The sequence below is a fragment of the Maribacter spongiicola genome (genome assembly GCF_004364165.1).
GTDB classification, from domain to species: domain Bacteria; phylum Bacteroidota; class Bacteroidia; order Flavobacteriales; family Flavobacteriaceae; genus Maribacter; species Maribacter spongiicola.
This window is the reverse complement of the sequence record NZ_SOAY01000011.1, coordinates 804,999-816,658: the sequence shown is the minus strand read 5'-3', so window position 1 is coordinate 816,658 and position 11,660 is coordinate 804,999. Positions and strand designations below refer to the sequence as shown.

General features: G+C 34.6%; 13 protein-coding genes. 2 read left to right on the top strand and 11 right to left on the bottom strand.

The features are described from left to right. Positions 1–294: 294 nt before the first annotated feature. Positions 295–1,146: a formate/nitrite transporter family protein gene (locus CLV90_RS11865; protein WP_133687686.1), complete on the top strand. Its 852-nt coding sequence runs from the start codon at positions 295–297 to the stop codon at positions 1,144–1,146. A gap of 193 nt (positions 1,147–1,339) precedes the next feature. Here CLV90_RS11865 and CLV90_RS11860 read toward each other — a convergent pair whose 3' ends face one another. From CLV90_RS11860 to CLV90_RS11835, 6 genes are all read right to left on the bottom strand, one after another. Then, the gene (locus tag CLV90_RS11860) at positions 1,340–2,104 is read right to left on the bottom strand and encodes a phosphoribosyltransferase family protein (RefSeq protein WP_133687685.1); all 765 of its coding nucleotides are present in this window, start codon (positions 2,102–2,104) and stop codon (positions 1,340–1,342) included. 97 nt (positions 2,105–2,201) lie between these two features. Continuing rightward, positions 2,202–3,203 carry a hypothetical protein gene (locus CLV90_RS11855; RefSeq protein ID WP_133687684.1) on the bottom strand — a complete coding sequence of 334 codons (1,002 nt, stop codon included), beginning with the start codon at positions 3,201–3,203 and terminating at the stop codon, positions 2,202–2,204. Positions 3,204–3,213: 10 nt separating this feature from the next. Beyond that, the gene (locus tag CLV90_RS11850) at positions 3,214–4,668 is read right to left on the bottom strand and encodes a nicotinate phosphoribosyltransferase (protein WP_133687683.1); all 1,455 of its coding nucleotides are present in this window, start codon (positions 4,666–4,668) and stop codon (positions 3,214–3,216) included. Positions 4,669–4,677: 9 nt separating this feature from the next. Beyond that, positions 4,678–5,109 (bottom strand): nucleoside 2-deoxyribosyltransferase domain-containing protein, encoded by a 432-nt coding sequence (locus CLV90_RS11845; RefSeq protein ID WP_133687682.1) that lies wholly within the window; start codon positions 5,107–5,109, stop codon positions 4,678–4,680. 104 nt (positions 5,110–5,213) lie between these two features. Next, a complete protein-coding gene (locus tag CLV90_RS11840) occupies positions 5,214–5,888 on the bottom strand; it encodes an NUDIX hydrolase (RefSeq protein ID WP_133687681.1) in 675 nt (224 codons plus the stop codon). A 99-nt stretch (positions 5,889–5,987) separates the two neighbouring features. Further along, positions 5,988–7,241, bottom strand: coding sequence for an NAD(P)/FAD-dependent oxidoreductase (locus CLV90_RS11835; RefSeq protein WP_133687680.1), 1,254 nt, complete (start codon positions 7,239–7,241; stop codon positions 5,988–5,990). Positions 7,242–7,340: 99 nt separating this feature from the next. Between CLV90_RS11835 and CLV90_RS11830 the strand changes: the two genes are divergently transcribed. Then, positions 7,341–7,703, top strand: a complete 363-nt coding sequence (locus CLV90_RS11830) for a DoxX family protein (RefSeq protein WP_208295123.1) — start codon at positions 7,341–7,343, stop codon at positions 7,701–7,703. A 3-nt stretch (positions 7,704–7,706) separates the two neighbouring features. Here CLV90_RS11830 and CLV90_RS11825 read toward each other — a convergent pair whose 3' ends face one another. The 5 genes from CLV90_RS11825 to CLV90_RS11805 form a co-directional block, all read right to left on the bottom strand. Then, entirely contained in the window at positions 7,707–8,063 is a 357-nt protein-coding gene (locus tag CLV90_RS11825; RefSeq protein WP_133687679.1) for a DoxX family protein, read from the bottom strand. Positions 8,064–8,106: 43 nt separating this feature from the next. After that, positions 8,107–8,271: a Lacal_2735 family protein gene (locus tag CLV90_RS11820; protein ID WP_133687678.1), complete on the bottom strand. Its 165-nt coding sequence runs from the start codon at positions 8,269–8,271 to the stop codon at positions 8,107–8,109. Positions 8,272–8,385: 114 nt separating this feature from the next. Then, positions 8,386–9,123, bottom strand: a complete 738-nt coding sequence (locus CLV90_RS11815) for a DUF5995 family protein (protein WP_279586552.1) — start codon at positions 9,121–9,123, stop codon at positions 8,386–8,388. Between the two features lie 181 nt (positions 9,124–9,304). After that, positions 9,305–10,573 (bottom strand): purine-cytosine permease family protein, encoded by a 1,269-nt coding sequence (locus CLV90_RS11810; protein WP_133687676.1) that lies wholly within the window; start codon positions 10,571–10,573, stop codon positions 9,305–9,307. Next, positions 10,566–11,600 carry a M29 family metallopeptidase gene (locus CLV90_RS11805; protein ID WP_133687675.1) on the bottom strand — a complete coding sequence of 345 codons (1,035 nt, stop codon included), beginning with the start codon at positions 11,598–11,600 and terminating at the stop codon, positions 10,566–10,568. The genes CLV90_RS11810 and CLV90_RS11805 overlap by 8 nt, the downstream gene beginning before the upstream one ends. Positions 11,601–11,660 lie beyond the last annotated feature (60 nt).

The following is an 11,660-nucleotide window of genomic DNA, read 5'->3' as shown; positions in this document are numbered from 1 at the left end:
TCTACGAATGGTTTATGTACAGCTAAACTGTAGATGCAACTTGATTTTTTAAAGCTATCTAAAAATGTATTAGGAGCAACTATATTCCGGTCCGTTATCTATTTTTAAAATAAAAATACTAGGTATATATTCTGTAGTGCTTACGTATTTTAAAAATGAATTTTTAAAGTAGCGTAAATCTTAAAGAAATATAATGCTTTTGGTTAATTTATGTAATTAGCTATTTATTAATATCTTACCTAGAAATAGTGAAGCATTAATTACAGCTGCCATTTATAAAAAAATTACCAAATCATGGAAACCGAAAAAGAAGAACAACAAGACCATCAGAAAGAACTAGAGAAAAAATCTGAAGAAATTAAAGGAGGCAATGAATACAGTGTTATTCTTAGTAGGGTTATTCATGAAGGAGAAGAAATTTTCAAAGTAAAAAACAAAGCCATGTTCTTAAGTTCGTTAATTGCGGGACTAGAAATTGGGTTTAGTTATTTTATGGTCTGTGCACTTTATTATCTATTGAACGGTACAATTGAAACGACGTTCATTTTCAAACTTTTTGCACTTGTATACCCTGTTGGTTTTATATTGGTTATTCTTGGAAAATCTGCACTATTTACCGAACAAACATCGGTATTGGCTTTGCCCATGTTAAATGGTCAGCGCAGCATTTGGGAGTTATTACGTGTATGGGGATTGGTTATTTTAGGTAATGTTATAGGGGGAATTATTTTTGCTGTGTTCATCGGATTTCTTGCGCCCCATCTTCATTTGTTTACCGCGGAAACCATGGTTGAAATTGGTACCCATGTCGCAAAAGAAGACTCTTGGGTACTACTAACTAGTGCCGTAGTTGCCGGATGGCTTATGGGGCTTTTGACCTGGTTATTGAACAGTACCATGAATTCGCTTACCCGTGTGGTACTTATCATTATGATAACCGGTGTTATTGGTTTTGGCGGCTTTCACCATAGTATTGTAGGTAACATAGAGGTATTCGGTGCCTTTCTACATTCCGCTGATATTAGCTTTTTAGATTACCTCTGGTTTTTATTTTTAGCATTGTTGGGCAACAGTGTTGGTGGTGCAGTGGTTGTTGGTCTATTCAAATACAGAATTTTTGAATCGAACTATGAAGAGAAGGTTTAGTACTGTTTGATTATGAGTCACTTAGAGTTATATTTTTTCTTTGTATTGGTAGTACTTAAAAATCAAAAGAAGTTCTTTGTTTTCTTTGCAAAAACTATGTAATCTACCTTACGATGTCAGTGTGAGTTTACGATTCAACACAAAAAAAATAGCGCAGTATTGCGCTATTTTTCATTTTACTATTCTTTAGAAATTACAATCCTTCTAACTTAAATTGTGTTACAAAATCATCATCAATATCTTTATAACTATTGGTACAGTAAATATGGTCTATAAATTCTTTAAGCTCGTCAAAACCATAATTGAATTGCCCATGGGTAACATATAAAAATACTTTGGTAGCACCTTGTTTCTTTAGTGCTTCCGCCAAAAATTTAAAGGTTCTACCACCATCTGCCAAATCATCGACAATTAAGCATTCTTTACCTTTTACATCACCTTGAATACTAATTTCAGGTGCTCCATCTACACGAACCTTATTAGAGGGCACTAAGTCTGCATTTAGCTTTTCTGCAATTTCATGGGTGGTTTTATACGCACCAGCATCTGGACTCACCAATACCGGATTACCGATTTGGTTATATGCTTTTTCAACATAGGTTACATGCGATATTTTTTCTGAATTTTCAATTAAAGCCAATGAAATAGCACTGTGCGGATGTAATATAGAAACCGCATCAAATTTCATGTCATTAATAAATTTACAGATCACTTTTAGATCGAAAGATTCCCCTTTATTAAATCGCCTATCTGAGCGCTGACCAATTAGGCAAAAGATGGAGAGTTTAGCTACAGCTGTTTTATGAGTTGCATTAGTAGCATCCCAAGCTTCTTTTATTGCAGCAGCTCTAAATAAATCTTCATAACTATTCCCTCTAATTTTTATATGAATATCTCCAGTTTCAGCGATTTTAGCAGTAACCTGTCCGTCATGGAATTTTTTTATTTCGTATTTCATATGTCCGTTTTTATTCGATAATCTAGATTAATAATTCCGCACTATTATACTCCCAGAATTTTAAAGTTGTTTTTTGATACTGCCCTTAAGACTCGCTTTAAGGTAATGTATTATTGAATTTCTTTATTTCTTGTTTCAATATTTCGTTTGATCTACCGTAGCTAACTATGTTCACCTCTAAAGGTATATGCTTAAATTTTTCTAGGGATTTGAATAGTGATTCTAATATCCAATCTAAATCGTTACCAAATGCCCCACCACCAACTAAGGTTAAAAACACGGAGTTTGATTTGTTGTTTTTAAGATTGATCATGGCAGAGTATAACGTAGCTTCATACGTAGCTTCTAAAACAATTCTCGCAAAATTCTCCCAATAATAAGATTCAATATTAGAATACGCAACGGGTAAAGCCGAGCAATATATTTGCGATACCAGTTGCTTATTGTCATTCAGCGTTACTTCTGTATTCCATTGTATACCTACCTTCAATTTTCCCTTTAGAGCTTCCCGTTGATCGGTAGTAAAACTACCAATTTGCTTATTGATGGAAAGAAGTCCCTCGAGACTAACCAACGCATATCCGTTGGTCATTTTCCATAGTTGAAGCTCTTGGTTATTCAGTTCCTTACCGATATCGGCTAAACAATCAATTTGATGCCCCTCTGTTTGTCCCGTTTGATGATTAACCGGAGCAAAGTAATTTCTATATATGGTTCCTGCACCACAAGCTATTGCACATGCCGGACCTTGGGTAAAATCATTTTCGTAAATACCAACTCCAGCACAAGGCGACACTTCAGGACCTACCATTTCCAATAAATTAAACTGAGATGCCGCTTGAAATAGCGCATGCTCGTTTCTTGGGTTGGCATGCAATCCTTGAATATCGGCTACAACTTCAGAAATCTTTATTCTACTAGAACTATCATTGAAAGTTTGCTGTTCTCTTAATTGTTCTAAGGAAACAACCACTAACGATCCAAATTGATAGGATTTGTTATTGACTTTAGAAATCAAATGCTGTCCGTCAATAGTGATATTATCACGCACATTTTTAGGTGATATTTCTTTAAATCCTGTCAATTCTTCGAACCACATAGTCTTTGTTTTATAGATTTTTGTTGATTCTATCTCTTATTTCTTGTAAGTTCACTTGATGAACAAATTGTCCGTTCTCATAGATAACTTGTAGCTCACCCGTATTTTCTTGTTCTGGTGTCACTTGATCCACCAATACATATTCATTATCGTTTAGTTCTACTTTCACCAATCCCTTTGCAGATTTTTTAATTCCGTCATCGGTAATAGGATCTTTGAAAATTTCTCTTCGTACACCATTTACCACAACAGAAGTAGCTTTCATTGCAAACCCGAATGTATCTCTAGTATTAAATTGATACGTAAATGATCCAATACCAAGAACTACATTGGTGGTTGCAAAGCCTTTGTCGCTTAAACGCTGGCAGATAGCTTCCGCTCTTTCTGTAGTAATGCTATCGCCATAAATAGCGCCAATGTGGCTGTCTAAAACTTTAAAACCTTGTTCGTTGACGGTTCCGCCAAAAATATCCCAAAGTAACTCTACAACCCCTTTATCTTTAGGTGTGTTACCACCAAGTGTTGTAGTTTCTCCACAGATAATATCAACAGGATCGCCGCTATCTGGTCGTATTACAAGTTTACCATCTCTAGAAAGCACCTCTTCTTTTAATTGAGGCAGATACTCGGTAAGTACTTTCCATAGATCCCAAGTATCACTAACCACTGACAAAATTCCCGTTGGGTACGTATTCATTAAAGCTCTAAAAGTGCCAATTTCATCATCTTTGGTACCGGCGCACATTACGGAGTGTTCGGTAGCATTTACAGACCCAACTACAAAACCTTCTGCATTATAATACTTGCGTAGGCTACTAATAACCGGTAGCGTATCTGATCCAAGAAATACAGAAGCATGACCCATACCCGATGATATAGCACTTTGAAGTCCGCCCATACCTCTCATAGAAAAATCGTGACCTTGAAAATCAATAAAAGCCAAATTATCTTTATCCGTCAAAAGCGTCCATTTTTTGAAAATACGCTTGTATAACAAAGCAATAGATGCCGTTGTCATTGGTTGCCATAGCATGGTAGATAGTATGGTTTCTAAGAAATTGGTGATCCAATAGAACTTTTTATCGGTATTTACTACCGTAACCATTGGCACTCGAATAGGAACTTCTACCCCTTCTACAATCGATTTTACTTTAATAGGTAAATACTGGAGATCATGTAATTCCTCGTAATGGGTAACATCATAATCGGTACCCAAATACAGTGATAATTCTTCTTTTAGTTCATTACAAACTACTGCTTTTGGCTTAGAAAAGAAATTGTCTTGAAAATAGTCGTGCAACCATTGAAATACATATTGTTGCCCAAATGAAACCACTTTATCGCAACCTTTAGGAGCATATTTGTTGCTTCTAGGTGTCCAGTTAGAATATACCTCTTCTGTCCCTTTAGGGTATTGTTGGTGGTGTCCTGTTTTATATCCGTCTGTTAGTAGTAATCCGTTCATAATGTTGGTTTATTTTATAGTATTTAAAGCCTCTTCTATACTAAGAACTATAGGCGTATTGTATTTTTTACACAAAGTAGTAACGTAGGTATTCTTATAAAATTCTTTAGGACAAATAACTATTAATTTATCGCTAGCCACGTATAATCCCAGCTCAACTAAAGATATTGGGGATAAGGCATTTGGAAGAAAATTTAGAAGGATGATATCTGCCCTTTTTAAGGCATCAAGTTCCCAATGTACATGATGCTCTATCTCGCACTTGTTTAAAGAATCGTGCTCTTTAAGTGTTGGGTCAAAAATGTGATGGCTATTTTCTAATGCAGTTATGCATTTTGTTCTCCAATTCGTTGTGGTGTTATCGTCCATACTACCAGCTAAGAAAGCATACTTCTCTCCTATTGCTTTTTCTGGTAATGAAGTAGTTGAATTGTAAATCATAATTTGTGTTATTATGACACAAATATAAAATACAAATAGATACCAACCTAAAATATTATGTGTTATTTTTACGCAAATTATTTATGTTGCTGAAATTCAGTGAATTATATCTCGAATATGATTCCTTCTTTTTTAAGGTGGAAGTATCTTTTTTTATTGAATTGGAATAAATTGGCAGGTCTACCAGATCCTTTAGAGACCTTTTCATCAAGTTCATCAAGTACATTTAAGCCGATGATCTTCTTTCTAAAGTTGCGCCTATCTACCTCCCTACCAAGAAGCGTACTATATAATTTCTCTAAATCTGAAAACGGAAATTTGTTATCAAGCAATTCAAAACCTAGCGGTTCGTAGGTAATTTTAGCTTTTAGTCTTTTAATAGCGGCATCTAAAATTTCCTTATGGTCAAAAGATAATTCTGGCAGTTCATCTATATGGAACCACTGTACTTGTGCTGCATCTGTAGAAGCATATATTTTAAACGCATTAGGGCGAATTAATCCGAAATAAGCAATGGATACTACCCTGCCCCTTGGGTCTCTATTCGGTTTTCCGAAAGTATACAACTGTTCAAGGTAATTGATCTTTATACCAGTTTCCTCTTTAAGCTCACGTTCAACAGCTTCTTCAAGTGACTCATCATCCAACACAAATCCGCCAGGGATTGCCCATTTACCTTTAAAAGGTTCATATTTTCTTTTAATAAGTAATATAGAAATGTTACCAGCTTCATAGCCGAAGACTACAGCATCTACTGAGAGTTGAATGGATTGTTGCATATTATGCGTATATTTTACGCTAATATATGGAATAATAATTATTCACATTACAAACATATTATCAAAACCTTCTAGCCTATCAAGTTTTAAAATTGTCTATTATTTAAAAATACCCTGCAAATTTTCTAACACACCCAGCGCAGCTTTTTCACCTGCAATCATAGCTGCATTTAAAGAGCCGTTTAATTGAATATCTCCGGCTAAATAAATAGTTTCCGACAAGCGCGTTTCCGAAGGGGATATTTCGTATTGTAGTTCGCTCAACTTTGGCAGCGACTTTGGTATGCTGTAGTGTTTTATAAATGTAGTAGAAGTAATACCGCAAAACTCTTGTAACTCCTTTTGAACTTGACTTATTAGCTTTATACCATTTAACCCTTGATTATCAACCACAGTAACAGAAAGTAATTCTTTCCCTGCATTTAATGTGGTTTTTAGACTTGTATGGTAAAAGATATTATTGATAAGAGCCTTTTGATTAGGAATTAATCCGATAAGAGGTTTTTTAATCGTTCTGTTTTCCGTCTCAAAATACAGTGTATCACAACTTTGCCAATCAATAGCTTGATTCTTTAAGTTTTGAATTAAGTCACTCGCTTCGGTTGCTATAATTATGTAATCGCTCTCTAATTCTTGTCCGTCAGCAAGTAGAATTTTGTTATCGCTAATAGAAGATACAGCGGTGTTATATTTTATAACGGTGCTTTTTAGCTGTTTTAATAGTTGCTTGGGTATTTCTTCAATTCCGCCTTTTGGTAATGCAGCATTGCCTTCGCCGAACATTTTATAGACAAATTCGAACATTCTGCTAGAAGTTTCTAGTTTGTTTTCAAGAAATATTCCACTGAAAAAAGGTTTGAAGAAATCTTGTATTATTTTAGAAGAGAATCCTAAATCTGTCAAATACGAAGATGTTGTTTGTGCTTCATCTGAAAAAATATCGCCGATTGATTTTTTCTTCAGTTTCGTATTGAGTTTAAGAATATTCAATTTATCTGTAACCGTGCCAACATTAGCCAATAATGTAGGAAATAATAAAGATGCATCTCTAAGCGGATCACCAATTACTTCTTGTTTTCCATTTTTGAAAATGGATGCGCCAGGTAAAAACTCTTGCAGTTCTAATGATTTGTAATCAAGATATTTTTGAGCTGCAGGATATGCCGTTAATAAAACTTGAAATCCGTGGTCTAACTGATACCCATTTACAATATCTGTTTTCACCCTACCGCCTATCCGATTTGTTGCTTCGATTAATACAGGAAAAAAACCGTTTTGTTCAAGTACAATTGCTGCTACTAAGCCACTAATTCCGGCACCTATGATATGAATCTTAGAATCTTGATTACCCATTCTATATTTTTGTTTAACTATTTTAGTGTATATGTGAACAAAATTAGTATTTTTGATATAGACTAATATATGTAATTGATCTATAAAACTATCTTAATCATGAATTATTTAATCATCACCTTTGAAATTATAGTAGCCTTAAGTATATTAAATGTATGGCTCATACAGAATAAAAAACCAACAAGATGGCGTGGTGGAAATGCGACTACTATTATCGAAGAATTTGAGGTTTATGGTCTATCAAAGCAAATGTGCTATATAATTGGCTTTTTAAAGGTGACCTTGGCTCTTTTACTACTTGTTGCAATTTGGTTTCCTGTAATAAAGCAACCAGCAGCATTAGGTTTGGCAGCTTTGCTGTTAGGTTCAATAGTGATGCATTTTAAAATAAAAGACCCATTACTAAAATCTTTTCCTGCAGCTTTATTTCTAGTCCTTTGTTTAATTATAGCTTTTGCATAAAATTTATAATGCAGTAAGTTGTTGGTAATAGCTTACTGCAATAAATAAATTTATAAGTGCCAATACCAAAGATGGTAACGACTCTGCTGTGCTGTCCTTTATTTTTATTCTAACGGCGAAACCTAAAAACATAAGAAGTGCTAGACCTGCTGAGGCCATTAATACAAGAATAGGTGAAAAGAAGTAACCAATAATTAATCCCGATCCACCGGCTAGCTGTAAGATTGCTGTAAGAACTCTCTGATTCTTGAGACCAAATCTTTCGAACTCATCTTTCATTTTTTGAGAGAAAAGGCATTCTACACCATAGTATAAAAAAGCGCTACTTGATAAAAGTATGGCAATGTTTAAAATTTTCATTTTGTTTTTTTATACTCGTAGCTAGTTGTAGGGGTCAAAAGAATTAAGATAACTGTTCTATTTTTTTCATTATCTCATCGGCTTCAAAAGTCTTTTGATCACTCAATTTTCTATTCGTTGTAGATAAGGAATAGGCTTCTTTTAATAGTTTTTCATATTCACTACGTAATATTTCTTTTTCTGATTTCTTTTTAAATAATCCGAACATAATTTTATGAATTTGATATATCTGTGTAATAAGATTCTAGACGTTAAAGATACATAATGTTTAATTATTTTTATATATAATTAAACAAAATTAAATGTAGTGATTTTTTATGAGCTACTCTTCTCTCAATTTAGAAATTACCTTACCCACATTCTTTTCTTCAAACTTGCCTAGAAATTTTAGAGCGTACATCACAATTTTAGATTTAGGTGCTTTTATAAATTCGCCAAGACTTAAAACAGTTATGTCCATTTGCTGTATAGCTGCATTTTGCTGTTCTGTACCTAAGCCCCAAAGCAGATTTGCATTATACCACGAGAGATCTCTTGCTTTGCGCAAACTGAAGTTGATGATTTCTTCATCTGTATTTTTACCGACAAGGTCTAATAGAAATAATAAAGGTGAAACACGGCTAAGGCGGTCTTGCATTTCATTTACTATATTGCCAAGTTTGGTATTTACGGTATTGAAATCTTTCTCAATATCAGATATTTCTAAACCTTTCATCGCAGTACTTGCGGCTAAACCCAAATCTAGATTAATATGGGTATTAATGCCCAGCATAATATGCTGTAAAATGGTTAGGGTGTCATTTTTGGTGTCAAAGGCAAATTGCCATGATGCACTAATGGGTTGATTGTTAATATAACCATTATAGGCATCTAAATAGTAATTGGCGAAGGTAACATCGAAGGATTCCATTCTGGCATTATCTTCAAAATTCCCTAATTGTACCTCTTTCAATATTTCAGCAGTAACCCTTCGATATAAGAAAGCAAAATAGCCTATGCGGTCATTGTTAATTATAGCATTATCAATAATGTTGTCTAATTGATTTAAGACTTTTAGTATGATGGTTGGTCGGCTAATAATCTTGTATTTATTTCAGTATATGCTACTATTTTGTTATCAAAACTTATAATCGTTTTCATACCAATAAATATATTTAATTCTAATTGCTATTTTAAGTTGCGCCAGGTAAACTTTTGCTATAATTACAAAAAAGAATAAATCTCATGCTATAAAAATAAAATCAATCAGTAGGCCTAAAAATTGCTTTCCATTTAAAGGCTAAATAAATAACCGCTCCCAATAGAAACGAATCAAGAAAATAAGCACCTGTAATCTGAAATACTTCAAAGTAAGTTAGCATACTGATCAGTGAACTCAAAACCCAACTAATTAAAGCTGCAGGTTCCCATTTAACAATATCTTCAAGGTTGTACTGTTGTCTTTTTATCCAAAAGAAATGAATAAAATAGATAGAAGAAATTGCTGGGGCTAGAATACCTAAAAATTCTAAGAATTCAAAAAGGTAGGTAGCGAAACCTAGCAGAGCCAATAGGGTTCCGAAAATACTTGAAACAATAACTACATTTTTAAAGGTCCATTTTTTATTAATGGTGGTAAACGTTAAGCTTGCAGAATAGAGGTTAGTAGCGTTGGTACTCCATGTAGATATAAACAACAATAGAAAAGCAGGAATCACCAAGTTATACTCACCCATTATTTTTATGATATCTACTTCACCAGTTTGTATAGAAGGTACTGCACTTAAAATATAGGCAAGCGGAGTACCAATGGTTAATCCTAAAACGGAGGCTAGACTTTGTTTGTCGGTTTTTACGAATCTAGAAAAATCTGCCATTAATACAGGGAATAAAACCGCAGCGCCTACTAAAATTGAAGTTGCCTTAAAAAGCGTCATTGAACTTTCTTCTGGCACATAGTTGAACAGTGCTGATGGACTTTCTAATTTTTCTAGAGACAGATAAAAAACATAACCTAGAAAAGCGGTTAAAACAGGAATAGAAATATTCGCGACTTTTTCAATACTTCTAATTCCATATACCGTGGTAATCGTAATAAACAGACTAGTTGCGATAATAATCAGTTCTTTTGAAATTGTAAAGCTAAAGGTGCTTTCGGTAGTGTCAAAAATAGCAATACCCAACAATTCTAATGCTACGGCAAACCACCCGACCAAGGTTACTCCAAAAATAAAATTGACAATCTTTGCTCCGTGTTCTCCAAAACTAAAATGGAGAATCATGTAGGTAGATAATCGTGAACGGTTACCTATTAGGGTAGTCGCCATACACATAATGGTCAATACCAAGGTAGAAATACCAAATGCGATAAGAGCATCTTTAAAACCAAGACCAAGTGCAATTTCAGAGCCTAAAAACAAGGTAGATACGGATAACCCGGTACTGGCAATAATCAACGCAACTACCCAACCAGAAACGAAGTCTTTGGGTTGAACTTTGGTAGTTGCGTATTGATCTGCTTGGTTAGACATTTGTGGCGCTTAATAAGCTCTCAGCTAAAGGTCTCAATTCTTCATGACAAACTTCGCCATTATCGGTAATTTGTATTTCATCAAAATAAATGCTGGTTTTCGCTACCACTCCGTCAAAATGCGATTTTGCCATTTGTCCGAATGGCGGCATGTCCATAGCGCTTGTGTGTCCAAATCCGAAATCTACACCGCCCCAAATACGTTCGTCTTCAACAAGTTCACCTGTAATGGCGTGAACTTTCGGATTAAGACCTATCATATTATGAGAAATCTTATACATGTTCTCGTCTTCAAAAGAACTAAGGTATTCTTTAAACTGAGCAGCGCCCTCCCCTTCTACATCAACAATTTTACCATCTTTCATTACAAATGCAACTTTATTAGTGAGTTTTGCATGTTGTAAATAATCGAAAACAATACGCCCGTTCATACTATCTAATTTTGGAACCACATTTACAAAACCTGGTGCTGTACCAAACTTAGGCATGGAAAAATCGCCATCATCATAATCGAACGTGTAATTGATATCGATATCGTAAGATACATCTGTTCCGTTTTCACTGGTGATGCGTACCGTATTTGCCGTTTTGACCATACTGGTTACTTTAGACAGAAGTTTCTTTAAAATGGGAATTTCATAACCCGTAAACACGCGATCTAGCGAATCTATAGAGCTTTCTGCTATTATTAAGTAGCGCAGTTTTTTATTATCTCTCATAGCTGTTTCCCAGATGTCTGAATATAATAGCACTACCGCATTAGCTTCAATCCATACATCAGCTTTTAATAAGGCTGCGGTTAATGCTTCAGAAGGCCAATCTTTCATTCCGGCTTGACTGTCTTTTTCAGCTTGAGGAATGTACATGACCAATGGCAATGCACCAGCATTTTGTGCAGCTTGCGCCATAGCATCTATAGTAGCTCTATCTGTACCTAAATCTGATGTAATGGCAATGGTTTCTCCAGGTTGTACCTGAAACATATCTTCCATTAATATTCTTGAAAAACGTTCTCTTTTAGTTTCCATATGTATTTGAAAAAAGTATGATAAGGGCATCCTAAGACAATGCCCATAAATATCAGTTAA